26 protein-coding genes are annotated in these 22,344 nt (G+C 67.0%); 10 read left to right on the top strand and 16 right to left on the bottom strand.

From position 1 onward, the window contains the following. Positions 1-11: 11 nt before the first annotated feature. From EGD98_RS02445 to EGD98_RS02430, 4 genes are read right to left on the bottom strand one after another with little or no spacing between them, the layout of a single operon-like run. Entirely contained in the window at positions 12-1,346 is a 1,335-nt protein-coding gene (locus tag EGD98_RS02445; protein ID WP_220586762.1) for a DEAD/DEAH box helicase, read from the bottom strand. A 43-nt stretch (positions 1,347-1,389) separates the two neighbouring features. Then, positions 1,390-2,931: a YndJ family transporter gene (locus EGD98_RS02440; protein ID WP_220586761.1), complete on the bottom strand. Its 1,542-nt coding sequence runs from the start codon at positions 2,929-2,931 to the stop codon at positions 1,390-1,392. Continuing rightward, positions 2,931-3,593 (bottom strand): DUF4166 domain-containing protein, encoded by a 663-nt coding sequence (locus EGD98_RS02435; protein ID WP_220586760.1) that lies wholly within the window; start codon positions 3,591-3,593, stop codon positions 2,931-2,933. The genes EGD98_RS02440 and EGD98_RS02435 overlap by 1 nt, the downstream gene beginning before the upstream one ends. Beyond that, a complete protein-coding gene (locus EGD98_RS02430) occupies positions 3,590-4,492 on the bottom strand; it encodes a DoxX-like family protein (RefSeq protein ID WP_220586759.1) in 903 nt (300 codons plus the stop codon). Before EGD98_RS02430 ends, EGD98_RS02435 begins: the two co-directional genes overlap by 4 nt. Positions 4,493-4,644: 152 nt before the next feature. Between EGD98_RS02430 and EGD98_RS02425 the strand changes: the two genes are divergently transcribed. Continuing rightward, positions 4,645-5,319 carry a nucleotide exchange factor GrpE gene (locus EGD98_RS02425; RefSeq protein WP_220586758.1) on the top strand — a complete coding sequence of 225 codons (675 nt, stop codon included), beginning with the start codon at positions 4,645-4,647 and terminating at the stop codon, positions 5,317-5,319. Between the two features lie 155 nt (positions 5,320-5,474). Further along, the gene (gene dnaK / locus EGD98_RS02420) at positions 5,475-7,394 is read left to right on the top strand and encodes a molecular chaperone DnaK (protein WP_220586757.1); all 1,920 of its coding nucleotides are present in this window, start codon (positions 5,475-5,477) and stop codon (positions 7,392-7,394) included. Between the two features lie 274 nt (positions 7,395-7,668). Here the strand turns inward: dnaK and EGD98_RS02415 are convergent, their stop codons facing one another. Further along, positions 7,669-8,172, bottom strand: a complete 504-nt coding sequence (locus EGD98_RS02415) for a type IV pilin domain-containing protein (protein WP_220586756.1) — start codon at positions 8,170-8,172, stop codon at positions 7,669-7,671. Between the two features lie 148 nt (positions 8,173-8,320). On the opposite strand from EGD98_RS02415, the gene dnaJ reads away from it, so the two are divergent. Both dnaJ and EGD98_RS02405 read left to right on the top strand, forming a co-directional pair. Continuing rightward, on the top strand, positions 8,321-9,466 hold the full coding sequence (dnaJ, locus tag EGD98_RS02410) for a molecular chaperone DnaJ (RefSeq protein ID WP_220586755.1): 1,146 nt from the start codon (positions 8,321-8,323) through the stop codon (positions 9,464-9,466). Positions 9,467-9,506: 40 nt separating this feature from the next. Beyond that, a complete protein-coding gene (locus EGD98_RS02405; RefSeq protein ID WP_220586754.1) occupies positions 9,507-10,259 on the top strand; it encodes a hypothetical protein in 753 nt (250 codons plus the stop codon). A 76-nt stretch (positions 10,260-10,335) separates the two neighbouring features. Here EGD98_RS02405 and EGD98_RS02400 read toward each other — a convergent pair whose 3' ends face one another. The 3 genes from EGD98_RS02400 to EGD98_RS02390 all read right to left on the bottom strand — a co-directional run bounded on the left by EGD98_RS02400 (position 10,336) and on the right by EGD98_RS02390 (position 12,186). Continuing rightward, positions 10,336-10,521 (bottom strand): DUF7333 family protein, encoded by a 186-nt coding sequence (locus EGD98_RS02400; protein WP_220586753.1) that lies wholly within the window; start codon positions 10,519-10,521, stop codon positions 10,336-10,338. A 40-nt stretch (positions 10,522-10,561) separates the two neighbouring features. After that, on the bottom strand, positions 10,562-11,302 hold the full coding sequence (locus EGD98_RS02395; RefSeq protein ID WP_220586752.1) for a hypothetical protein: 741 nt from the start codon (positions 11,300-11,302) through the stop codon (positions 10,562-10,564). A 92-nt stretch (positions 11,303-11,394) separates the two neighbouring features. Beyond that, on the bottom strand, positions 11,395-12,186 hold the full coding sequence (locus EGD98_RS02390; RefSeq protein ID WP_220588019.1) for an aldo/keto reductase: 792 nt from the start codon (positions 12,184-12,186) through the stop codon (positions 11,395-11,397). 151 nt (positions 12,187-12,337) lie between these two features. Here EGD98_RS02390 and EGD98_RS02385 point away from each other — a divergent pair, with 151 nt between their 5' ends. Beyond that, a complete protein-coding gene (locus EGD98_RS02385) occupies positions 12,338-13,066 on the top strand; it encodes a halocyanin domain-containing protein (protein WP_220586751.1) in 729 nt (242 codons plus the stop codon). On the opposite strand, the gene EGD98_RS02380 is transcribed toward EGD98_RS02385, so the two are convergent. Continuing rightward, entirely contained in the window at positions 13,067-13,579 is a 513-nt protein-coding gene (locus tag EGD98_RS02380) for a type II toxin-antitoxin system RatA family toxin (protein WP_220586750.1), read from the bottom strand. Between the two features lie 129 nt (positions 13,580-13,708). Here EGD98_RS02380 and EGD98_RS02375 point away from each other — a divergent pair, with 129 nt between their 5' ends. Together EGD98_RS02375 and EGD98_RS02370 are read left to right on the top strand one after the other, a co-directional pair. Further along, positions 13,709-13,978 carry a MarR family transcriptional regulator gene (locus EGD98_RS02375; RefSeq protein WP_220586749.1) on the top strand — a complete coding sequence of 90 codons (270 nt, stop codon included), beginning with the start codon at positions 13,709-13,711 and terminating at the stop codon, positions 13,976-13,978. Between the two features lie 110 nt (positions 13,979-14,088). Continuing rightward, a complete protein-coding gene (locus EGD98_RS02370; protein ID WP_220586748.1) occupies positions 14,089-15,162 on the top strand; it encodes a tubulin/FtsZ family protein in 1,074 nt (357 codons plus the stop codon). A gap of 413 nt (positions 15,163-15,575) precedes the next feature. Here the strand turns inward: EGD98_RS02370 and EGD98_RS02365 are convergent, their stop codons facing one another. The 3 genes from EGD98_RS02365 to EGD98_RS02360 all read right to left on the bottom strand — a co-directional run bounded on the left by EGD98_RS02365 (position 15,576) and on the right by EGD98_RS02360 (position 18,064). After that, on the bottom strand, positions 15,576-16,919 hold the full coding sequence (locus EGD98_RS02365) for an alkaline phosphatase family protein (protein ID WP_220586747.1): 1,344 nt from the start codon (positions 16,917-16,919) through the stop codon (positions 15,576-15,578). A gap of 314 nt (positions 16,920-17,233) precedes the next feature. After that, positions 17,234-17,359, bottom strand: a complete 126-nt coding sequence (locus EGD98_RS20975; protein ID WP_268899136.1) for a hypothetical protein — start codon at positions 17,357-17,359, stop codon at positions 17,234-17,236. A gap of 171 nt (positions 17,360-17,530) precedes the next feature. Then, the gene (locus EGD98_RS02360; RefSeq protein ID WP_220586746.1) at positions 17,531-18,064 is read right to left on the bottom strand and encodes an inorganic diphosphatase; all 534 of its coding nucleotides are present in this window, start codon (positions 18,062-18,064) and stop codon (positions 17,531-17,533) included. A 289-nt stretch (positions 18,065-18,353) separates the two neighbouring features. On the opposite strand from EGD98_RS02360, the gene EGD98_RS02355 reads away from it, so the two are divergent. Continuing rightward, positions 18,354-18,713, top strand: a complete 360-nt coding sequence (locus EGD98_RS02355) for a PadR family transcriptional regulator (RefSeq protein ID WP_220586745.1) — start codon at positions 18,354-18,356, stop codon at positions 18,711-18,713. A gap of 7 nt (positions 18,714-18,720) precedes the next feature. Here EGD98_RS02355 and EGD98_RS02350 read toward each other — a convergent pair whose 3' ends face one another. The 3 genes from EGD98_RS02350 to EGD98_RS02340 form a co-directional block, all read right to left on the bottom strand. Beyond that, entirely contained in the window at positions 18,721-19,266 is a 546-nt protein-coding gene (locus EGD98_RS02350) for a DUF7108 family protein (protein ID WP_220586744.1), read from the bottom strand. Then, the gene (rnhA, locus tag EGD98_RS02345) at positions 19,259-19,855 is read right to left on the bottom strand and encodes a ribonuclease HI (RefSeq protein ID WP_220586743.1); all 597 of its coding nucleotides are present in this window, start codon (positions 19,853-19,855) and stop codon (positions 19,259-19,261) included. Before rnhA ends, EGD98_RS02350 begins: the two co-directional genes overlap by 8 nt. A gap of 73 nt (positions 19,856-19,928) precedes the next feature. Further along, positions 19,929-20,315, bottom strand: a complete 387-nt coding sequence (locus tag EGD98_RS02340) for a hypothetical protein (RefSeq protein WP_220586742.1) — start codon at positions 20,313-20,315, stop codon at positions 19,929-19,931. 96 nt (positions 20,316-20,411) lie between these two features. On the opposite strand from EGD98_RS02340, the gene nreA reads away from it, so the two are divergent. Both nreA and EGD98_RS02330 read left to right on the top strand, forming a co-directional pair. After that, a complete protein-coding gene (nreA, locus tag EGD98_RS02335) occupies positions 20,412-21,707 on the top strand; it encodes a DNA repair protein NreA (RefSeq protein WP_220586741.1) in 1,296 nt (431 codons plus the stop codon). Between the two features lie 127 nt (positions 21,708-21,834). Beyond that, complete coding sequence (locus EGD98_RS02330; RefSeq protein WP_220586740.1) at positions 21,835-22,008, top strand: hypothetical protein; 174 nt, start codon at positions 21,835-21,837, stop codon at positions 22,006-22,008. Here EGD98_RS02330 and EGD98_RS02325 read toward each other — a convergent pair whose 3' ends face one another. Next, positions 22,009-22,296, bottom strand: coding sequence for a DUF5789 family protein (locus tag EGD98_RS02325; protein WP_220586739.1), 288 nt, complete (start codon positions 22,294-22,296; stop codon positions 22,009-22,011). It lies immediately after the preceding gene. Positions 22,297-22,344: the final 48 nt, after the last annotated feature.

The following is a 22,344-nucleotide window of genomic DNA, read 5'->3' as shown; positions in this document are numbered from 1 at the left end:
CGCGCACCAGCCTACCGCCGCCGCCGGGCCACCCGCTCCTCTGCCGTCTCCTCGGTGACGAGTTCGTACAGCAGCGCCCGCGACCCGTCGGCTTTCGGCCGGAGAATCCGGCCCAACCGCTGGGTGAACTCCCGCTCGGAGCCGCTGCCAGAGAGCACGACGGCGACGTTGGCGTCGGGCACGTCGACGCCCTCATCTAGAACGTTCGCCGTTACGACTCGGGAGTAGGTGCCATCCCGAAAGCGTTCGAGAATCTCGCGGCGCTCGCTGGCCCCCGTCTCGTGGGTGATAGCGGGGAGCAAGAATCGTTCGGAGAGCCGATAGACGAGGTCGGTGTAGGCGGTGAAGACGATGATGCGGTCCTCGCGATGACGGTCGAGGATGTCCGCTAGCCGCTCGACCTTCCGCTGGGCGTTCATCATCACCTCGCGGGCGCGCTGTTTCGCGAGCAGTGCCTCCCGAGCCTTCGGGTCGGTCCCCGACCGTTTCACGAGTTCCTGGTAGTCGCTGCCCGAGCGCAGTTGGATGTTCGACTGCTTCAGGTAGTCCGTGAAGGTGCCCTGGTGTGCTTCGTAGCGCTCGCGCTCGTCGTCGGTCAGTTCGACCGCGATGCGCTTGATGTCGTAGTCGGCCAGATGCTCGCCCGCCAGGTCGTCCACGTCGACGCGCTGGACCAGTGGCCCGACGAGGTCCGTGATGACCTCGTGGGCGCCGTCGGGGCGCTCGAACGTCGCGGTGAGTCCGAGCCGAGCGGGCGCTGCGAGCAGGCGCGCGATGTCGCGGTACCCCTCGCCACCGAGGTGGTGGACCTCGTCGAAGACGACGAGGCCGAAGCGGTCCCCCAGTTCGTCGGCCCGCAGATACGCCGAGTCGTAGGTCGCGACGGTGACACTCTCGACGCGCTGCTCGCCCCCGCCCAGCCGGCCGATTGGCTGCTGGAACTCCGTCTCCAGTTCGCGTTGCCACTGCTCCAGTAGGTCGATGGTCGGGACGACGACCAGCGTCGGCGTCCCGAGTTCGACCATCGCCGCGATGCCGATGACCGTCTTGCCACTCCCCGTGGGCAGTTCCAGGCAGCCGCGGTCGCCCGCGTCGCGCCAGCTATCGAGCGCGGCCTGCTGGTACTCCCGGAGTTCGTAGGTGGTCGAGAGGCCGACCGGCGCGGTGTCGAGGACGCGGTCGTCGTAGTCGACGCCGCGCCCGGCCAGCGCGTCCAGCAGGTCGGCGTACCGATACGCCGGCGCGCGCGCCGATTTCGAGCGCTCGTCGTGCTCGACGCCGGGCAGGTCTGCGGGGACGTCTCCAGCGAGGCGAATAGTCCCCTCCTCGAACGTCAACTCCAGCACGGTCGGACTTTGCGGGGGGCGGTCGATAACGGTTTCGCGGTCGCTACGTGCAGCGAGTGATGTCGTACCGGAGGGTGAACAGCCGGACGCCGAGCGCCTCGACGCGGTGTGTCGCCCTGACCGACTCCCCGTCCGGGCGGACCACGAGTGTCTCGTTCAGCGGGAGGCGGACGCCGACCCCCAGAACGACGAGGTAGAGCCCGGCGTCGTCAGCGTTACCCCGGGCCGGGAACGAGGACAGGACCAGCCCGTCGCCGTCGTTTTCCAGCCGGAGGATACCGGTCAGGTTCGCGCCCGGGAGCGGGAACGCCACGCGCAGGAACGACCGGCCGGCGCCGACGTACCGGTCGTAGACACCGACGTACGTCATCCGCCGGGCGTCGGTGACGCGGTCGGCGTTGGACCGGATCCAGGCGTGGTCGCCGGTCGCCGGGTCGGTACCACCGACGCCCACCACCCGCCCGGTCAGCGCGGCGTCGCCGGCGACGGCCGTCAGCGGGATAGAGAGCTGTCCAGTCCGCGTCGCGACGGGGCGGTACAGGCGAGCGAGCCACCCCCAGGGCCGCGCCCAGTCGGGATCGACGGCGAGCGCGTACTCGCCGGTTCGCTCGTAGAACCGGCGGACCGACGGGGCGACGGCAGCGGGGTCGAATCCCGCGTGGGCGTAGGCCTCGATCGAGTCGACCATCCCGGCGACTGGCGTCTCCCGCGTCAGACCGCGCCGGTCGAGGAAGTCCGGACCAACCCGCCACCCGGCCCGCAGCCGACTGAAGTTGATGCCCGGCGGTCGGGCCGGTGAGTCCGGGACGGCGAGTCGCCACCCGGCCGTAGCCGCCACGGCGAAGCCGGCGACGGCCAGCGAGACGGTCGCGACCGTCGTCGTGCCGGCGTCGAGGAGCGGCCGTTCGACCCCCACGGGCGGCGAGCCAAGCGCCAGGGCGACGACGCCGGCCGGCCCGGCCACCACCACGGGCGTCGCCACGCGAACGACGGTCCCGAGCCGTCCAGCCGACCGGGACCGCCCGGCCAGACCCGCGAATATCGAGAGGGCCGGGCCGACGGACTGCATCCCGCCGACGGTGAGCGCGACAGTGACCGATCGGCTCGCGAGGACGCCACCCCGGTCCAGCAGCAACACGACGCCGCCGACGGCGACGTACGCCAGCCCCGCGTCGATCGCCAGCTCCGCGAGGGGCCACGGGCCACGGTCCAGCGACCGCCACAGCCCGAAGCCGGCGACGGCGAGGGTCGCGAGCGCCCAGGGGACGGCGGCGGCCGCCGCCGTCGGCCCGGCCGTCAGTGTCAGCGAGCCGACCGCCGGGATAGCCGCCAGCGGCTGGCCCAGGACCGCGAGCGCGTACCACCGCGAGCGGCGACCGTCCCGGCCCGGGGTGTCGGCCAGGCGCACCACCAGCGGGGCCACGACGAGTATCGCCAGTGCAGGCAGCGCCCGACTGGCACCCAGTTCGCCGACCGCGACGAGCCACAGCCAGCCGACGGCTCCGAGACCGGCGCTCACGTCCGCGAGCGCCGGGAGCCAGTCCCGCGTCGAGTCGACGGTCGCTGTCCGGCCAGGGGCCGACATCAGCCCCGGTCCCGGTCCGCCGGGGCGTCGGTCTCGGGCAGGGCGGAAACGGACTCGAAATCGACGGTGAACCAGCCGTCGTAGGCGAACACCGGACCGAGAACGGGGTTGGCCACCGCGACGCTGATCTCGAAGCGATCCCGCTCGTCGTCGTAGCGCTCGACGACGGTCACGTCGGCCCGGAGCGGCCGCGGTACCGGCACCTGCCGGTCGCCGAGGCGGAGCCACTGCGCGCCGGTCCCGATCCGGAGCGCGTCGCCCTCGGTGACCGAGAACTGAAGCTCCGTCACCGGGTTCCGGTGGGTACCCAGCGCGTCCACCACACAGTCACGGGCCTCGTCGTACCGCATGTAGGCGTCGAACCGCCGCTCGCGTCCCACGTCGAACTGCCTGACGTACGCGACCGTCTCGACGCCGTCGTCGTCGAACGGTGTCGTTCGGACCTCGAACGGGACCTGCGCCCCCTGTTCGGGAAAGAGGAGGTTCCGTCGGGTGCCGGCCCACAGCACCGGGAGCGCGAGCGGGTTGTGACGGACCGAGTACATCCGGCCCCGACCGACACAGCGCGTGCGGTCCGCGCTGGTCAGTGCGTACCGCTCGGCGATGGCCGGGTGGAGCTCGTCGTACGCCGGCCCCAGCGCGCGCTCGTAGACGCTGTTCATCCGTCGGGGGCCGTCCGCAGGCAGTTCGCTGCCGTGGGAACCGTTCCGGCCAGTCGCCCGGCGACGAGGCCCAGCGCGGCCATCCCGACGGTCGTCACGACTGGGTTGTAGGGTCCGAGCGCGACCCCCGGGTCGGTCACGACGGCGCCAGCGGTCAGCACGACGGGGGCCAGCCCCGCCAGGTAGGCCAGCCACGAGGAGCGCCACCAGCCCAGCAGGGCGACGCCGACGGCCAGTTCGGCGACTCCGAGCGCGACGACCGCCTCGCCGGCGACGCCGCCGAGGCCGGCGCGACGGAACGGGGCCAGTTCGGCCGGGTGGCCGACGAGCAGCTTCGGGACGAGCCCCTGATACACCCAGATGAGCGCCAGGCCGACCCTGGCGACGGCGTGGGCGAAGAAGCTCCGGAAGCTTGTCGCCGGCGGTGTGCCGTCCTCGACCCAGCGGGCCAGCACGTCGAAGCTGAGCGCGGTCGCCCAGCCGAGCAGCGGGCGAAAGGCGAGCCGGTCGACGAGCGCCCCGACCGGGCCCCAGCGGGTCTCGTAGTTGTACTCGGTGAGAAACCGGAGGCCGTCGTCGGTCTCCACGTACCGCCAGAACCCCCGCCCCTCGCTGATGAGCGAGCGGCGCTGGTCGCTCCGGAAAGAGAGCACCGAGGTCGTCTCCTCGCCGTCCTCGTTGGTCGCGACCGACTCGCCGGTCCCCTCGACGCCGAGGCCGAAGCCGACGTGGGTCGCGTACGTGAACCGCTGTGGCTCGCCCTCGGCTCGCGGGAGGTAGTCGATCTCCGAGAACCGGAGGTCCCACCGCTCGTGTTCGTCGGGCTCCTGGGTCCGCTCCCACACCGCGTCCAGCGGCCCACTGACCAGTCGTTCGACGTATATCGCGTCTCGGCTCATGGGGCTCGTCCGCGCCGTCTGGTGGTTGCGATCCGCCTCTCCGACGACGGTCCCAGTTGCATATATTTTCACCGAGACGTGGCAGATATATATGTCCTTGGCGGGCACCGCGTTTCTGAATCCTTTTATTCGCGTGACCACTCCCTTCGGGTATGAGTGAGCAGGACGCAGCCGAGGAGGCGACGACATCCGACGACGGGGATGCCGACGTCGACGGTGAGGTCGACATCGAGGACGCGCCCGAGGGCGTCGACACCGGCGAGATAGACCTCGAGGACGTCGCCGGCGAGACCGACGAGGACCTCGTCGAGCGGGTCGCCGAGTCCGACCCGGAGGAAATCGCTCGCGAACTCGCGGCGTTGCGAAGCCAGAACGAGAGCTTGGAATCAGAGGTCGAGGAGCTAGAGAGCGAGGCCGAGGAGCTGGAGGAGAAGCTCAAGCGCAAGCAGGCGGAGTTCCAGAACTACAAGAAACGGATGAAAAAGCGCCGCGAAGAGGAGCAACAGCGGGCCACGGAGGACCTCGTGAGCCGGATTCTGGACGTGCGGGACAACCTCGAACGGGCGCTGGAGCAGGACGAGGACACTGACATCAGGGGCGGCGTCGAGTCGACGCTGCGCCAGCTCGACGACGTGCTCGACGCCGAGAACGTCGACGTAATCGACCCCGACCCCGGCGAGGACGTCGACCCGTCGGTCCACCAGGTGCTGGCAAACGTCGAGAGCGAGGAGGAACCGGGGGCCATCGCGGATGTCCACCGGCCGGGCTACGAGATGGCCGAGAAGGTCCTGCGCGAGGCACAGGTCACCGTCAGCAAAGAGGAATAGGGGGACGGGAGCGGTCGGATTGCGGTACGTAATATACGCTCCGGTTAGAGCGCCGTAGTAACGTGAAAACCGACAGCAGGCGGCCACTGCTCGTGGTTTAGCTGTCGTCGCATCTAGCAACTTTTAACCGGCCGAACCCGGTACGACATGGTAAGATGGCGAGCAACAAGATTCTGGGTATCGACCTCGGGACCACGAACAGCGCGTTCGCGGTCATGGAAGGTGGCGACCCCGAAATCATCGTCAACGCGGAAGGCGAGCGGACGACACCCTCCGTCGTCGCGTTCGACGACGGGGAGCGTCTCGTCGGCAAGCCAGCGAAGAATCAGGCGGTAAAGAACCCCGAGCAGACGATTCAGTCCATCAAGCGTCACATGGGCGAGGACGACTACTCGGTGACGCTCGACGGCGAGGAGTACACGCCAGAGCAGGTCTCGGCGATGATACTCCAGAAGATCAAACACGACGCCGAGGAGTATCTCGGCGACGAGATCGAGAAGGCCGTCATCACGGTCCCGGCCTATTTCAACGACCGACAGCGCCAGGCGACCAAGGACGCCGGCGAAATCGCCGGCTTCGAGGTCGAGCGCATCGTCAACGAGCCCACCGCGGCCGCGATGGCCTACGGGCTCGACGACGAGTCCGACCAGACCGTCCTCGTCTACGACCTGGGTGGGGGCACCTTCGACGTCTCCATTCTCGACCTGGGCGGGGGCGTCTACGAGGTCGTCGCGACCAACGGGGACAACGACCTCGGTGGCGACGACTGGGACCACGCCATCATCGACTATCTGGCCGACGAGTTCGAGGACGAGCACGGCGTCGACCTCCGCGAGGACCGCCAGGCCCTCCAGCGGCTGACCGAGGCCGCCGAGGAAGCCAAGGTCGAACTCTCCTCGCGAAAGGAGACCCGCATCAACCTGCCCTTTATCGCGACGACGGACGACGGGCCGCTGGACCTCGAACAGAAGATAACCCGCGCGAAGTTCGAGAGCCTGACCGAGGACCTCATCGACCGGACCGTCGGCCCGACGGAGCAGGCCCTCGAAGACGCCGGCTACGACAAGGGCGACATCGACGAGGTCATCCTCGTCGGCGGGTCGACGCGGATGCCCCAGGTCCAGGACAGGGTCGAAGAGATGACCGGCCAGGCGCCCAAGAAGAACGTCAACCCCGACGAGGCGGTCGGGCTGGGCGCGGCCATCCAGGGCGGTGTCCTCTCGGGCGACGTCGACGACATCGTCCTGCTCGACGTGACGCCACTCTCGCTGGGTGTCGAGGTCAAGGGCGGCCTCTTCGAGCGACTCATCGAGAAGAACACGACGATTCCGACCGAGGAGTCCAAGATCTTCACGACCGCACAGGCCAACCAGACGCAGGTCCAGATTCGCGTCTTCCAGGGCGAGCGTGAGATCGCCGAGGAGAACGAGCTGCTCGGTGCCTTCGCGCTCTCCGGCATCCCGCCGGCCCCCGCGGGCACCCCGCAGATTGAAGTCTCCTTCAACATCGACGAGAACGGCATCGTCAACGTCGAGGCCGAGGACAAGGGCTCGGGGAACAAGGAAGACATCACCATCGAGGGCGGCGCCGGCCTCTCCGACGAGCAGATCGAACAGATGCAGGAGGAGGCCGAGGAACACGCCGAAGAGGACGAGGAACGCCGCAAGGAAATCGAGGCCCGAAACGAGGCCGAGGCCGCCGTCCGCCGCGCCGAGACCCTCATCGAGGAGAACGAGGAGGACCTCGACGCGGACATCATCGAGGACATCGAAGCCAAGGTCGAGGACGTCGAGGCGACCCTCGAAGACGAGGACGCCGGCCGCGAGGAGTACGAGCAAGTCACCGAGGACCTGAGTGAGGCGCTCCAGGAGATCGGCAAGCAGATGTACGAAGGGCAGGCCCAGCAGGCCGCCGGTGGCGCAGCGGGCGCCGCTGGCGCGGGTGCTGGCGCAGCAGGCGGTGCGGCCGGCCCCGGCGGCGCTGGGCCCGGTGGCGCTGGCGGCGCGGCCGGTCAGGGCGAGGAGTACGTCGACGCCGACTTCGAGGACGTAGACGAGGAAGACGACGAGGAGTAACACGACGAGTCGTCTTCCTCGTCGGCTCGATAGACGAACGCAGTGAGTCTATCGGTGTTTCGAGAAGTGAGCGGAGCGAACTTCTCGAAGTGGACGAAAGCGACCGACGGGAGCTTTCTCAGGAAGACGAGGAGTAACACGACGAGTCGGGTCGCTTTCGTCGGCTCGGAAGACGAACGGAGCGGGTTCTCGAAGAAGACGACGGCGACGAGGACCGGCGCGGGGATGTTCCGCTCGGCGAAAACGCTACTGCGGCTTACCTTTTACCGACCGTTCAGCCAGTCTCGTTCCCGACAGTAATCGTCTCCAGCGTCGCCGTCCGGGTCTCCGGCGCGCCAGTCAGGCGCCCGGTCCAGACGACCGCGACGGTGTCGCCGGGTTCCAGGTAGAAGCCCACGGAGCCGTCGCCGTCGAGGTAGTTCCCGTCACCGTCGGTGTCGGCGAGCGGGTCGTCGACGGCGAAGCTATCGCCCTCAGTCACGGGGAGGGTCGACTCGTTGGCCCACAGCAGCCGCGTCGTCGTGTCGCCGTCGGCGTCGGTGACGACCACGACGACGGACTCGCCTGTCAGGTCGTCGCCGCCGGCGTGGGTGACCGTGACAGTCCCCGTGGTGTTGTTGTAGCTCCCCTCGAAGTCGGCCGACGGGGCCGCGGTCCGGAAGTCGGCGCCCGGCCCGACGACCAGTCCGGCGAACGCGGCGACGGCCAGCACCGCGACTCCCCAGACGGCGATGCGCTCGACGGGCACGGCGGCGCGGGCGTCCGACCTCACACTCATTGGGCGGACTGTCTCCCGGGGGAAAAATAAGCCCCCCGGTCCCGGACCGTGGAGCGGGCGCAGGCGGGCGACAGCGGCGGCGGGTGTCGCGGCCCGTAGGAGACCCGTTCTTTTCAAGTATCTCAATCCAGTACCACTCACACAACGAATGAGCCAGGATTTCTACGAGATACTGGGGGTCTCCCGGGACGCCTCTGAAGACGAGATACAGGAGGCCTACCGGCAGAAGGCCAGGGAGTACCACCCGGACGTCAGCGACGACCCGAACGCCGAGGAGAAGTTCAAGAAAGCGAAGAAGGCAAAGGAGGTCCTCACCGACGAAGAGAAACGGCAGATGTACGACCAGATGGGCCACGACCGCTTCGAGCAGGCCGAGAAGCGCGGCGGCGCCGGCGGCGGTGGCGGCATGGGCGGCGCCGGTGGCGTCGGTGGCGCCGGCGGCTTCGACATGCAGGACATCTTCGACCAGTTCTTCGGTGGCGGCGGTCGCGGCGGCCGCGGCGGCTCCCGCCGTCGACAGGGACAGGACCTCCAGACCCGTCTCACAATCGACCTGGAAGAGGCCTACAACGGCGCCGAAAAGCAGATAACCGTCACGCGACCCGAGAGCTGCGAGGACTGCGACGGGAAGGGCCATCCGCCCGGTGCCGACTCGGAGACCTGTCCGGAGTGTAACGGTCAGGGCCAGACCACGCGCGTCCAGCAGACGCCGATGGGCCGGGTCCAGCAGACCGCGACCTGCCGGCGCTGTGAGGGCGAGGGGACCCTCTACGACGAGACCTGCTCGACCTGTCGCGGCGAGGGCACCGTCCGCAACGAGGCCACGCTGGAAGTGGAGATTCCGGCTGGTATCGAGGACGGCCAGAGCCTGCGGATGGAACGGGAGGGCGCGCCCGGCGAGAACGGCGGCCCCAACGGCGACCTCCTCATCCAGGTGTCCGTGCGGAACCATCCCGACTTCGAGCGCGACGGCGACGACCTCTCCTATAACCACGCCATCTCGTTCCCGCAGGCGGTCTTCGGCGACACCATCACCGTCCCGACGCTGGACGGCGACGTCGAGGTGGACGTCCCCAGCGGCACCCAGAGCGGCGAAGTATTCAGGTTAGAGGGCAAGGGGATGCCCCGACTGCGCCGGCGCGGCAACGGCGACCTATACGTCCAGGTGCAGGTTGTCACGCCAGACAGCCTCAACAGCGAGCAGAAGGAGGCGCTGGAAGCCTTCGCCGAGGCCGGCGGCGAGGAGGTCGACGTCGACGAGGGGTTCTTCGAGAAGCTGAAGAACTCCCTCTAATTTCGGCTCTCTTTTGTCCGGGCACTGCGAACGGAGTGCTATGCAAACGCTGAGTGAGCTGGTTGCGGCCGGTCGCGAGCGCGAGGGTGTGCTGTTTACGACGCCGGAGCGGTCGGCGCCGTACAGCTACCGGGACTTCTGTACGAACGTCTGGAAGGGCGGGAACCTGATGCGCCACTACGGGGTCCGCGAGGGGATGGCCGTCGCCGTCGTCGTCGGGCCGAAGAACCCCACCGACGGGGACGAACCGGGCTACCTGCGGGACTGTCCCGACGGGCTGCTCGCGCTGCTGTCCGCGACGCTCGATGGCGCGGTGGCGGACATCGCTCCGGGGACCGAGGTCGACGCGACCGCACTCGTGGCGCCGGCGGCGTGGCTCGACCGCTACGAGCTGGCACCGGGGACGAAGGCGCTGGCCTACGGCGGCCCGAGCGAGGACCCCACCGTCGCCGGCTTCGAGCGGGAACTGTGGAGCGAGAACCCCCTGCAGCCGCCGGGCGAGCGCGCCCCCGACGACCCTGCGCTGCGGGACGACAACGGGACCTACAGCCACGAGGAGGTGCTCGCGGCGAGCGAGCGCGTCGTCGAGGAGTACGACGTCGACGCGGAGACGACCGTGGCGTTCCGGGCGCCGGTCACCTCGGCGGGTGCCGTCGTCGCGGGGCTGCTCGCGCCGCTTCGGGCGGGCGCGACGGTCCGCTTTGGCGAGGACGCTGCCAGTGACCTGGCGGTGGCTACGAGCGAGTCTGAGTCACCGGAAAAAGCAGTTGTTCGCCCGAGCGACGTCGTATAGGGAACATCGTAGCGCGTGGCCGGGTAGCGCCGAACAGCGGTCGTCGTACACCGGCCCGTCACTACGATAATCCCGATCAGTGTGAGGCGCGGTACTCGCCGTGTTTGACGCCCAGCAGCAGTGTCACGACGCCGAACACGAGCAGCCCGCCCAGAACCATCATCACGGTACTGGTCGTCATCGGACTCATCAGCGTCCCGACAGCGAGGACACCGAACAGGACGAGGAAGGCGACAGCCGTCTTCAGCGCGTCTAGTTCCATAGCAGCCGCGAGTTAGGAGCCCAGACCCAAAGCCGTTACTTTACTCGGTAGGTCTGACGAGGTCGGCCAGGGTGACCAGCGAGCCCAGCACCCAGCCGATGGGGAAGGAGATGGCCAGCCACATGATGACATAGCCCACACCCTCCAGTTCGAACGTCCGGGAGAACGTCTCGGCGAGGCCGATGGGTGCGAGCGCGTTGGCGAGCAGCCACCGGGCCAGGGCGGTGCTGTTGGGGAGGACGACGGCGGCGAGCGTCTTCGAGAACAGCGCGGCCACGACCGGCGGGAGGAAGATAGCGGTCATGGCAAAGGGATAGGCGAGCAGGACCGTCGTGGCCCGACCGCCGGCCGACTTCGTCCCGACGGCCAGCGCGGCCGAGACGGTCGCCACCCCGCCGGCGAGCGCGATGGCCAGGAAGCCACCGGCGATGAGGTCGAGCTGGAACCGAGCGAGTGCCGCGAGCGCGCCCCAGACCACCAGCGAGAGTACGACGACGCCGAGCAGGCCCAGGCTGGCCGCGGTGCGGCCGATGCGGCGAGTCTGGAACCGGACGAACGCACCCAGCAGGACCAGCGGGTAGACGAAGGCGATGACCGGGACCCCCAGCGCCGACCAGGCCCGGTACAGTATCATGCCGAGCTGGGTGTCCGGCTGCCACGTCCCCAACACTGTGTCGCCCGCGCCCCGCTGGCGAGGGTAGACCAGCTCCATCCACGTCTCGTGTAACCGCCGGAGGTCGATTCGGAGGCCGGCGAGCACCCCGTCGTTCCCGACTGACATACATCCCAGTTTACCCCTCCCCGTGGTAAAGCTTTCAGGCCGTGGCGGAGAATACTATCACACCGACGGCGGTGGGGCGCGGTGGCCGTCGCTCAGTCCCAGGCGTCGGGGCCAAAGTCCGGGTCGACCTTCCGGTCCTCGCGGTCGATATCGTCGATGCGGGCGATCTCCGCCTCGCTGAGTTCGAGGTCCAGACTCCGCCAGTTGTCCGCGATGTGGTCGCGCCCGGTCGCTTTCGGGATGGCGGTGACTCCCTTGTCGTTGAGCCACGCGAGGCTGACCTGGGCGGCACTGGCGTCGTGGCTGTCCCCGATGTCGGTCAACACGTCGCTCTCGAAGACGTCGCCGCGGGCCAGTGGCGAGTAGGCGACGAGTTCGTAGTCGTGTTCCTCGGCGTGCGCTCGGAGCTCCTCCTGCTGGAGGAACGGGTGTATCTCGACCTGGTTGGCAAAGAGCGGGGCGTCGAGAATCTCCATGGCCTCCTCTACGTGGTGGGGTTCGAAGTTCGAGACGCCGACGTTGTGTATCTTCCCCTGGTCGTAGAGCTCGTCGAAGGCACCGAGGGTCGCCTCGGCGTCGTAGGCCCCGGCCGGCCAGTGGACGTACAGCAGGTCGACGGCGTCGACCCCGAGGTCGTCGAGGCTCTCTTCGGTCGTCGCGTGGACATCCTCGGCCGCGAGGTTCGCGTTCCAGACCTTCGTCGCGAGGAAGATGTCCTCGCGGTCCACGTCGGCGGCGGCCAACCCGTCGCCCACGGCGTCCTCGTTCCCGTAGGCCTGTGCGGTGTCGACGTGGCGATAGCCCATCTCCAGAGCGGTCTCGACGCTGTCGGTACACTCCTGAGGGTCGTCGTTCTGCCATGTTCCGAGCCCGAGCATCGGCATACCGCTGGCACGCGGGACAGTATCGGCTGTCGGTGTCTGTTGTGACATCATGCGAACTGTCGTGTTCGCGGCTGAAAAGGGGCCGGGAACCGGTCGGTAGGACCGACTGGAAACCGACATATTCAGGACAGGCCAGTCCTAACGACGAGCCATGACAGACGGTAGTAGGGACGTATCTCGTCGGGCCTTTATGCGGACGGCGACGGGGGCGACGGCCGTCGCGGCCGCTTCCGGTACCGCCGCCGCCCAGGAGAATGCGACCGAGAACGGGACAGCGACCGGCACGCCGGCCGGAACCGCGACCGCCAACGGTACCGAAGCCGGCACCGAGGGCGGCGGCGGTGAAGCCGGACCGCCGGACTTTGGCGGCTACCTCGACGGGGTCGGGAACTTCTCGGGGAGCGTCACCGACGCCCGCGGACAGGACACCGCAACGGTCGAAGTGGGCGTGGAGGCCAACGGCGGCGCCTTCGGCTTCGGCCCGGCCGCCATCCACGTCGACAACGGCGCTACGGTCCAGTTCGAGTGGACGGGCGAGGGCGGCGGCCACAACGTCGTCCAGGACGGCGGGGACACCCTCGACTCGGGCAGCGCCACGTCGAGTTCCGGTGTCAACTACGAGCACACCTTCGAAGAAGACGGCATTTACAACTACTACTGTTCCCCCCACGAGGCATCGGGGATGAAAGGCTCCATCGTCGTCGGCACGGACTACCCGACAAAGAGCACCGGCGGCGGCGGGTCCAGTACGGGCCCGCTGGGCGTGCCCGGCAGCGCGAAGATGCTCGGCGTCGCCACCTCCGTCGTGATGGTCGCGACGCTGGGGATGGCCTACGTCTTCATGCGCTACGGCGGCGACTACGAGATGCCCGACGAGTAATCAGGCGGTTCGAATCTCGACCTCGGCCTCTCGGGGCTCGCCCTCGATATCGTCGACGACCCGTCTGACGATGCGGGTCGCTTCTTTGCGGACGAGCGGTTTGACTTTCTCGATGACCCACCCCATAGAGACGAGCTTCGGCAGGTCGACGGCACTCGCAGAGGCCGAACTGGCGTCGTACTCGATGTGGAGGACGACCTCCGTGGCGACGTCGACGCCGTCGGGGGGCTCGGTCGGTGTTATCTCCCAGTAGCCCTGTGCGTCGATGTCCTTGACGATGCGCCAGTCGATGCGCTCGGGCGGGTCGACACCGGTCACCTCCGAGCGGGCGGTGTAGGAGAGCTTCCACCACGAGAACTGGAGGGCGTATCTCGTGCCGACCGTGCCGTCGCCGTCCTGTCGCACCCGGTCGAGATACTCCGAGTAGCGCGCATAGCCCGGGAAGTCGACGAGAAAGTCGTACAGCTCCTCGGGGGGCGCGTAGACGACCGTCCTGGCCTCGATTTCGTCCACACGAACTATCGGGATGGTTCCGACTGTAAGCTTTCGGCCCCCGGCCACAGAGATATTGCCGGAAGATTCCCACAGTGCATGAGATAGAACAAGAAATATTATTATCCTGTATGCGATACGGTGTTGTATATGAGTACATCCGACATCCAGCAGCCAGAGACCGAGGAGGAACAGGTGGGGTGGGAGGCCGTCGCGGACCTGCCCCCCAGCGCGAAGCTGGTCGCGAAGGTACTGGAGTACAACGACAGCCTGACCCAGAGCCAGCTCGCCGAGGAGACGCTACTGCCGCCCCGAACCGTCCGGTACGCCCTGACCCGGCTGGAAGACGTCGACGTCGTCGGCTCCCGCTTTTCCTTCTCGGACGCCCGCAAGCGCATCTACACGCTCACCATCGAGTGAGGAAGGGGCGGTCGCTGTGCCCGCCAGCGCCACGGACACAGCGCCTGTAACAGTAGTACAGCGGTCGAATTGCCGCAACGTTGATTAGTTCCGCGACTTAGAGGTTCCGTATGAAAGTCGTCCTGATAGGTGTCGGTCAAGCCGGGGGGAAGGTCACACAGGCCCTCGCGGAGTTCGACTACAACATGGGCTTCAACGCCGTCCGTGGCGCCCTCGCGGTCAACTCCGCCAGAGCCGACCTGCAGAACCTCGAACTCGACACCACTCTCATCGGCCAGGACCGCGTCAAAGGTCACGGCGTCGGCGGCGACAACGAACTCGGCGCCCAGATAATGCAGGAGTCGGCGACGGAGGTGCTGGACAACATGGACGGGCGCATCACCACCGAGGCCGAAGCCGTCGTGGTGGTCGCCGGGCTGGGCGGTGGCACCGGTTCGGGCGGCGCGCCGATGCTGGTCCGCGAACTCAAACGTATCTACGAGATGCCCGTCTACACCCTCGGTATCCTCCCCGGGGACGACGAGGGCGGGCTCTACCAGGCCAACGCCGGCCGCTCGCTGAAGACCGCCATCCGGGAGTCAGACTCCGTCATCCTCGTCGACAACGACGCCTGGCGCGGCTCCGGCGACAGCGTCGCCGAAGGGTACAAACGCATCAACGACGCCATCGCCCAGCGCATCGGCCTGCTGCTGGCCGCCGGCGAGGCCGTCGAAGGCGTCGGCGAGAGTGTCGTCGACTCCTCGGAGATAATCAACACCCTCCGCAGCGGCGGCATCTCAGCCGTCGGCTACGCCGCCGCCGAGGCCAGCGAGGACGCCGCGGAGAACGTCAACACCATCACCAGCGTCACCCGAAACGCTATGCTGTCCAGTATGAGTCTCCCCAACGCCACCGACGCCGAATCCGCGCTGCTGGTCATCGCGGGCGACCCCGAACGCCTCTCCCGGAAGGGCGTCGAACGCGCCCGCCGCTGGGTCGAAGACGAGACCGGCAGCATGGAAGTCCGGGGCGGGGACTTCCCGCTCGGCTCGGAGAAGATCGCCGCGCTGGTCGTCCTCTCGGGCATCGAGCGCTCCGACCGCGTCAACGAGTACATGGAGAAGGCCAAACAGGCAGCGAAGTCCCAGGGCAACGACACCGACCCCGAAGAGTACTCCAGCGACGACCTCGACTCGCTGATGTAGTACCTTTTTACTGCGGAGGGTGTCCTCGGGCCTTCGGCCCTGCGGGCACCCTCCTTGCAAAAATCTACGCTAAAAAATGCCGAAAGCGCCCCGCTGGCGCGCTTTCGGTGAACCGCGCTCGTTACGCTCGCGCGGATGCTTGCGATAACCGCACGAATGGCCGGGCGCGGCCTCCGTGCCGCGCCGACGGGGAAGGGCAGGCAGTCCGCCGAAGCATACCGCTCGCCATCGGCGAGCGGTTTCACCGGAATCGAGGCCCCAGGCCGAGATTCCGGCCTTTTTAGCGTAGATTTTTGCGCCGAGCGGGTTGCGGGCCGGCGGCCCGCAACCGGATGACGTGGCGGCGCAGCCGCCACGCTGTTCCCACAGCGCGCTCTAAGAGCGCGCGAGGAAACCCGAGGCGGAAAAAGGTACTATACCAGACTGCTACCGTCGAACTCGGTCCGGTCGTAGTCGTGGTCCATCAGGTCCAGGATGGTGGGCGCGATGTCGTAGAGGTCGGCGTCGTTAATGCGGGCGTCCGCGTCGTCGACCAACAGCGTGGCGTTGTCGAACGAGTGCATCCCGTTGCGCGGGCCCACGCCGAAGACGTCGTCGCTGCCCTTGAAGCCGGCTTTGAGGTCGAAGCCGTGGTTCGGGATGACGACGAGGTCGGGGGCGATATCGGAGTGGTCGCCGCGGAAGGCGTCCTCGCGGGTGACGACGCGGTCGGCGACCTTGTTGCCGTTGGGACCCTCCAGGTTCTCGAGTTTCTCCTTGAGGTCCGCGCGGACGTCCTCGTAGTCGTCCTCGCTGACGCCGCCGTTTGGCTCGCGGCCCTCGAGGTTGATGTAGAACCGACCCGGGATGAGCGAGTACGCCTCGGTGTCCTCGCTGATGTCGCCGAGTTCGGAGTGGTCGTCCTCGGCAAAGTCCAGCCATCCTTCCTCGGCGAGCCACTCGTTGAAGTGAACCTCGTAGTCGAGGGTGGTGAAGCCGTGGTCAGAGGCGACGACCATCGTCACGTCGTCGTCGAGCTGGTCGCGCAGCTTGCCCAGATACTCGTCGACCTGGCGATAGAAGTCGAAGAACTCCTCCTGGTACTCGCCGTCCTGCTCGTAGTCCTTGAACAGGAAGTGGTTGACCCGGTCGGTGGTCATGAAGACGCCGAAAAAGAGGTCCCAGTCGTCCTGCTCGACGTAGTGTGAGAAGGCCTCGTAGCGGCGTTCGAGCGTCTTGTGGGCGTCCTCGACGAACTCCGTCTTGTCGTCGTCGTGGCCCAGTTTCGCGTTGACGTCGATGCGGTAGTTGGTGTCCTGAAGGTGGTCACGCAGGTCGTCGGGGTAGGCGGCCTTGTCGACGCCGGGCGAGAGAAAGCCCGAGACCATCCGCTGGACGTTGCGCTGTGGGGGGAAGGTGACGGGGACGTTCAGCACGGTGGCGTCACGGCCCTCGTCGGTGATTCGGTCCCACAGTCGGGTGGCCTGGACGTCCCGACCCATGGGGACGTACGTATCGTACGACCCGACCTCGCGGTCCTGGAAGCCGTAGACACCGGTTTCGCCGGGGTTGACGCCGGTCGTCAGCGCCGGCCAGCAGGCGCTCGATTCGGGGGGCACGATGCTGTCGATGGGGCCGGCAGCGCCCGACTCCTTGAGCTCGGTGAGGTTCGGAAACACGTCCGGATGCTCGTCGATGAGGCTGTACGGCACCCCGTCGATGCCGAAGAAGGCGACACGCGGCGCGTCGTCACCTTTCAGACGGTCGAATAGTCCCATGGGAGCCGTTAGACAGGTCGGGGACAAGAAGCTTCTTTTCGCAATCGCGTCACGGAAAGCGGCAACCGGACAGGGGTATCGGGCGCAGGAGGCCCGTGGGTTGCGGGCTGACGGCCCGCAACCGTATAACGTGGCGGCTTCTTCGCGCGGCGGTGCCGCGCGAACGGTCCGAGGGAGTCGTCCGAAAATCTCCGATTTTCGGGAGTGAGCGAATCGGAGATTCGCGATCTGTGCAAGACCTTCGGTCTTGCAGCATCACGAGAGAGCGGAGCTCTCTCGGACGACTTCGCTCCCTCGCTATCGCCGCCACGCTGTCAGGACGACCGGTCCGCGTTCGTCGGCACGACTGTGAGATGTGCGATTCTCGGCGGCGCGGGTGGCTCCTCGTCGGGTTCGAGGCCCAGCTCCTCCGTCGACGGTGCGGATTGGTCGGTCGCCATGTGCAACGGTACCATAGGACCGTTCGGTGAAAAGATTACCCATGCTCATACATAATCGGCAACTGCTACCGGTATTACTGGCGAAAATAGTCGGCCGAGAGAAGCGGACCGGCACGGCGCCAGTGGCCGGCGTGTTCGAGCGGCCGACCGCACAGCGTTGCGCGGTGGCGTCTAGTTGAAGTGTTCGTCGTAGAGGTCCTGTGCGTGTTCGATGGCGTCCATCGCGGCCTGCTTGTCCTCCCAGCCCAGCGTCTCGACTTCCTTGCCCTCCTCGAGGTTCTTGTACGTCGAGAAGAACTCGTCAATCTCGTCGATGGTCTGCTGAGGGATGTCCTCGAGGTCCTCGATGTGGTCGTAGCGGGGGTCCTCGGTGGGGACGGCGATGACCTTGTCGTCTTGCTCGCCGTCGTCGTCCATCTTCATCAGGGCGACCGGGCGAGCCTCGACGACACAGCCGGGGAACGTCTGGTCCTCGACGAGGACGAGCACGTCGAAGGGGTCCTCGTCGTCGTAGTACGACTGTGGGATGAAGCCGTAGTCGGAGGGATAGTGGACGTTCGAGTGCAGCACCCGGTCCAGCACGACGCCGGGGATATCCTTGTCGTACTCGTACTTGTTTCGCTCACCTTTGAGACACTCCACGACGGCGTAGATCTCTTCCGGTGGGTTCGGTCCGGTTTCGAGGTCTTCCCAGAGATTCGTCATCGTCCGCGTGTGCGTCGGGGTATTAAAAAGGATTTTCGTAATGGAACCGTCACCCCGCGGGCATAAACTACTTGTCGGCTGGTCACGGACACGACGATAGATAGTCACGTTACAGTAGGTATCTCCTACTGCTGGTCGGTAATCTCGCGCTAGAGGGCGGCCGAGGAGACGATTGACCGAGTTCGTGACAATTATTAACTTCCTATATATCGGCCACCATCGGCTGATACTACCGGAACATACGCGGGAGTTAACAAGTGTTAAATAGCTTGATGACATTTGGCTTACCATGTCAGAGGCACAAGCCGTAGAGAGCAGTCCGGGCGTTGCAAAAGACCTGACCGCGTTCCAGCAGAACATCCTCGTCATCCTCGCCGAGGAGCCCCGGTATGGGCTCGCTATCAAGCGAGAACTCGAGTCCTACTACAGCGACGAGGTCAACCACGGCCGACTCTACCCCAACCTCGACGACCTCGTCGAGATGGGGCTGGTCGAGAAGAGCGAACTCGACAAGCGAACGAACCAGTACTCCCTGACGGAGGACGGAAAGGAAGCGGTGCTGGACCAGCTCGGCTGGGAGTTCTCGAAGTTCGTCACCGGCGGCGACCGCGCCGACGAGCTCCACGACCTCGTCGACGGCCAGGCGTAGTCGGTCCCTAACGGGACGAATCGGCTTTTTTGACCGCTAGCTCGACAGAGTCATCCAGCAGCTCGCGCTGCCGGTCGGTCGGCCAGGCGTTGCGCGGGAAGTACTCCTCGCGGAACTCGGCCAGCTCCGCGGGAGTGGCCTCGGCGATGGACTTCGCGTAGTGGTTCCCCATGAAATCCGCGAGCGCCCGCGCTGTCGCACCGTGGACCTCGCCGTGGTCGTCCCGAACCGCCTCGACGACGTCGCGGTTCCGTTCCTCGACCTCGTCCCACTCGTCCGGGTCGCCCGGTCCCGAGAGGCGAATCTCGACGCCGCGGTCCGTATCCTCGACCATCTCGGGCTGGATGACGCCGTCGTCGACCCACTCGGCAGGATAACAGACGAGCACGTCGCCGGTGTCCTCCTCGCGGATGCGAGCCTCGTAGTCGTGGTCCGCGAGCAGTGCCGCCCGCTGGTCGCGATAGGCGGCCGCGGCGCCCTCGTCGACGGCCTGGCGGGCCAGTCGCGTGAGTCGTTCCACCTCGTCCTGGATGTCGGCTGGGAGGTCAGGCATCGTCTAATGCGTCGTTTGCCAGTTGGTCCGCGCGATCGTTTATCTCCCGCGGAACGTGTTCGAGCTGCCAGTCGTCGAACTGCATGAGTAGTTCCCGAACCCGCACACGCTGCTCGCGGAGCTCGGGGTCGTTGGTGTTCCACTCGCCGCGGACCTGTTTGACGATGAGTTCGGAGTCGCCGCGGATGTGGACATCGTCGAAGCCGTAGTCGCTGGCCACTTCGAGGGCTTTCACGAGGGCGGCGTACTCGGCCTGATTGTTCGTCGCCGTCCCGATAGTCTCGCCGCCCTCGGTGACGATGCCGCCGTCGTCGACCAGCACGTACCCGACCGACGAGGGGCCGGGGTTGCCACGGCAGGCCCCGTCGAAGTAGACGTGGACGCGGCCGCCGTCGTCGTCTCGCAAGAGCGCTTCCAGGCGCGCGGTGTCGCCCCCCTGAACGACCACCTTGTCGTCGTAGGCGACCGCGGTGGCGCCGCCGTACTCGGCGCGCCAGCGCTCGTGGTCGGTGTTACCGTCCGCGACGGTGACGCCGGCCGCGGCGAGTCGCTCACGAGCCGCGTCGGGGTCCGACTGGATAACGGGCATTACCGGGAGAGACCGGGCAGGCGGCAAAGGGATTGTGGTCCGGCTGTCTCGTCGGCAACGTCGCCTGGCCAGCTCAGTTCCCGGCGATACGCTCGGCACCGGTCTGTCGGCCCGCCGCGCCGCCGCGGATGCGGTCGACGCCAGCCAACACGCCGCCGGCCAGCACGAGCACACTCGTGCCGAGCATTATCGTCAGGAACGGGTCGAAGGGCGAGAGCAGCAGTGGCGACACCAACAGTATCAGCCCGGAGACGACGGCCACGGCGATCGATAGCGGCGCCGCCTGCTTCCCCGAGGAAGCCCGGTACGCCGAGTGGGCGAGCGCGATGGCGGCGACCTCACCCAGCAACAGGCTCGTCAGCGCCTGTGGGTGGGTCACTCGGAAGAACGCGGGCAGGACGATGACGACGAGGCTCGCGATGGTCGCGACGAGCCCCGACCACTTCGTGAGGTTTACCATGATTAATATCACCTGTTGTTACTCAGTGGAAGTACCTAATAGTTACCCACGATAGGCAGGGACACCTTCTTGTCGAACAGGGGCCAACCCGCGGTAATGCGACTCGACGAGTACATCGAGGGGTTCGAGCGCGACGAGACCGCCGAGAAGCGCCGCCTCGCCGAGGAGAAATCCTACGCCATCACGGACCACCTCGAGGACGTCGAGCAACAGTTCGACGAGGCGCTGCAGGGCGACGCGCTGTTTGGCTCGACCGCCCCCGAGATTTTCGTCGGCCGCTCTGGCTACCCGAACGTCTCGACGGGATTGCTCTCCCCGGTCGACCGCGACGCGGCCGCGGAGGGGTACGCCACGAGCAGCGACTGGTACAGCGAGGGGCTGGGCATCGAGGACGTGCTCCAGCGCCGGACGGGGATGCTCAACTCGACGCGCCAGACCCCCGTCGATTCGGTCCAGACCGGCGGGCGTCGTGGCCGCCAGACCGGCAACGCCTACGACGTCTGGGAGGGCTTTGTCGGCGTCCAGCGCGAGGTCGCCATCGCCGACCACCCGGTGGAGGTCGAGGTCGGGCTGGACGGCAAACCGGATCTGGATCTCTCCTTCGACGACGTTGGGACGCCGACCGGCCCCCGGGCGACGGCGACGGGCGCCGACCTGACGGAGAATCCCCACGTCCCGAAGGCCGTCGAGAAGACCCTCTCGGACGACGACTGGCAGGCCCAGGGCGCGATGACCTATCTCTATCGTCGGGGCTTCGACGTCTACGACATCAACACCATCCTCTCGGCGGGGGCGCTCGGTCAGGCCAGCGAGCGGTCGCTCGTACCGACGCGGTGGTCGATTACGGCGGTTGACGACACCGTCGGCCAGTATCTGCGAGGGACACTCCGGAACAGCGACACCATCGACAAGCCCGAACTCTGGTACAACGAGTACATGGGCAACCGCTACTGGGTGCTCCTCTCGCCGGGCCGCTGGGAGTTCGAACTCGTCGAGATGAAATCGCCGGGGAGCGTCTGGAACCCCCGCCCCGACACGGGCTACTATATGTCGAGCGCCCACGAGGGATACGAGGGTCGGACCAGCTACGTCGAGGAGACCGCCGGGGCGTACTACGCCGCCCGCCTGGGGGTGCTGGAACACCTCCAGGAACGGGGCCGGCAGGCAAAGTGTCTCGTGCTCCGGGAGATAACGGACGACTACTGGGCGCCCGTGGGCGTCTGGCAGGTCCGCGAGGGCGTGCGCAACGCTTTCGATGGGGAACCAGGAGTGGGGCAGACGTTCGGTGAAACGCTGAACGCCGTGGCGGACCAGCTGCCCGTGCCGATGGGCGCGCTCCGGCGCAAGTCCGAACTCGTGGCGGGCCTGCAGTCGCAGCTCTCTGACTTCTAGAACGAGTCGGAGGCGCTGGTCACAGACCCCACCGCCCTCGCGGAGTTTTTGCCTTTAATCCAACGTTTCAGACCTGCTATCTACCGAATCGACTGGTTTAACCGTCCGAACCTGTTGGGCACAGAATGTGCCCTCACAGCCCCCAGACACACCCCCTGCTGCCGAGCTACAGAGCGAGGCCTACCACATTACCGTCGACGACGGGGCGGACTCGTTCTGTGCCCTCAGTATCGAATCACCCGAGAACGACCAGGCGTGGCTCATCTCCGATACGGTCACCGCCTTGGAGTCGATGCGCTAGTTACTCGGTCGGGACCGGACCGGTGCCGACGGCCTCGCGCACTGCGGCCTCGAACTCGTGTCGGTCCGGGAAGTACGTCTCGTCGACCTCGTCCAGGACCGTGGCCAGTTCCTGTGGCCCGTCCGGCGTCCGGATGGTGGTGTCACCCTCCCGGTCGACGACGGTGCTGTGCTCGATACCCCACGTGAGCCGTGCGGTCACCCGCGAGAGCGGGGCCCCCTCGACGTCCGGTCCCTCGCCGAGTTCGACGGCGGGCTCTTCGGTCTCCTCGGTGTCGTCGTCGCTCATACCCGAACCCTGGCTGCCTGCCCGATTAGTGCTTTCGGAACGTCTGTG

Source organism: Haloarcula salinisoli, from assembly GCF_019599405.1.
Classification (GTDB): domain Archaea; phylum Halobacteriota; class Halobacteria; order Halobacteriales; family Haloarculaceae; genus Haloarcula; species Haloarcula salinisoli.
Note: the sequence above shows the minus strand (reverse complement) of the source record. Positions and strands in the feature narration are given on the sequence as shown.

What these genes read in the sequence shown, in the direction of transcription:
- EGD98_RS02440 (WP_220586761.1), bottom strand. Translation starts at nt 2,931, where the DNA reads ATGTCGGCCCCTGGCCGGACAGCGACCGTCGACTCGACGCGGGACTGG.
- EGD98_RS02435 (WP_220586760.1), bottom strand. Translation starts at nt 3,593, where the DNA reads ATGAACAGCGTCTACGAGCGCGCGCTGGGGCCGGCGTACGACGAGCTC.
- EGD98_RS02430 (WP_220586759.1), bottom strand. Translation starts at nt 4,492, where the DNA reads ATGAGCCGAGACGCGATATACGTCGAACGACTGGTCAGTGGGCCGCTG.
- EGD98_RS02425 (WP_220586758.1), top strand. Translation starts at nt 4,645, where the DNA reads ATGAGTGAGCAGGACGCAGCCGAGGAGGCGACGACATCCGACGACGGG.
- dnaK (WP_220586757.1), top strand. Translation starts at nt 5,475, where the DNA reads ATGGCGAGCAACAAGATTCTGGGTATCGACCTCGGGACCACGAACAGC.
- EGD98_RS02415 (WP_220586756.1), bottom strand. Translation starts at nt 8,172, where the DNA reads ATGAGTGTGAGGTCGGACGCCCGCGCCGCCGTGCCCGTCGAGCGCATC.
- dnaJ (WP_220586755.1), top strand. Translation starts at nt 8,321, where the DNA reads ATGAGCCAGGATTTCTACGAGATACTGGGGGTCTCCCGGGACGCCTCT.
- EGD98_RS02405 (WP_220586754.1), top strand. Translation starts at nt 9,507, where the DNA reads ATGCAAACGCTGAGTGAGCTGGTTGCGGCCGGTCGCGAGCGCGAGGGT.
- EGD98_RS02400 (WP_220586753.1), bottom strand. Translation starts at nt 10,521, where the DNA reads ATGGAACTAGACGCGCTGAAGACGGCTGTCGCCTTCCTCGTCCTGTTC.
- EGD98_RS02395 (WP_220586752.1), bottom strand. Translation starts at nt 11,302, where the DNA reads ATGTCAGTCGGGAACGACGGGGTGCTCGCCGGCCTCCGAATCGACCTC.
- EGD98_RS02390 (WP_220588019.1), bottom strand. Translation starts at nt 12,186, where the DNA reads ATGCCGATGCTCGGGCTCGGAACATGGCAGAACGACGACCCTCAGGAG.
- EGD98_RS02385 (WP_220586751.1), top strand. Translation starts at nt 12,338, where the DNA reads ATGACAGACGGTAGTAGGGACGTATCTCGTCGGGCCTTTATGCGGACG.
- EGD98_RS02375 (WP_220586749.1), top strand. Translation starts at nt 13,709, where the DNA reads ATGAGTACATCCGACATCCAGCAGCCAGAGACCGAGGAGGAACAGGTG.
- EGD98_RS02370 (WP_220586748.1), top strand. Translation starts at nt 14,089, where the DNA reads ATGAAAGTCGTCCTGATAGGTGTCGGTCAAGCCGGGGGGAAGGTCACA.
- EGD98_RS02365 (WP_220586747.1), bottom strand. Translation starts at nt 16,919, where the DNA reads ATGGGACTATTCGACCGTCTGAAAGGTGACGACGCGCCGCGTGTCGCC.
- EGD98_RS20975 (WP_268899136.1), bottom strand. Translation starts at nt 17,359, where the DNA reads ATGGCGACCGACCAATCCGCACCGTCGACGGAGGAGCTGGGCCTCGAA.
- EGD98_RS02360 (WP_220586746.1), bottom strand. Translation starts at nt 18,064, where the DNA reads ATGACGAATCTCTGGGAAGACCTCGAAACCGGACCGAACCCACCGGAA.
- EGD98_RS02355 (WP_220586745.1), top strand. Translation starts at nt 18,354, where the DNA reads ATGTCAGAGGCACAAGCCGTAGAGAGCAGTCCGGGCGTTGCAAAAGAC.
- EGD98_RS02350 (WP_220586744.1), bottom strand. Translation starts at nt 19,266, where the DNA reads ATGCCTGACCTCCCAGCCGACATCCAGGACGAGGTGGAACGACTCACG.
- rnhA (WP_220586743.1), bottom strand. Translation starts at nt 19,855, where the DNA reads ATGCCCGTTATCCAGTCGGACCCCGACGCGGCTCGTGAGCGACTCGCC.
- EGD98_RS02340 (WP_220586742.1), bottom strand. Translation starts at nt 20,315, where the DNA reads ATGGTAAACCTCACGAAGTGGTCGGGGCTCGTCGCGACCATCGCGAGC.
- nreA (WP_220586741.1), top strand. Translation starts at nt 20,412, where the DNA reads ATGCGACTCGACGAGTACATCGAGGGGTTCGAGCGCGACGAGACCGCC.
- EGD98_RS02325 (WP_220586739.1), bottom strand. Translation starts at nt 22,296, where the DNA reads ATGAGCGACGACGACACCGAGGAGACCGAAGAGCCCGCCGTCGAACTC.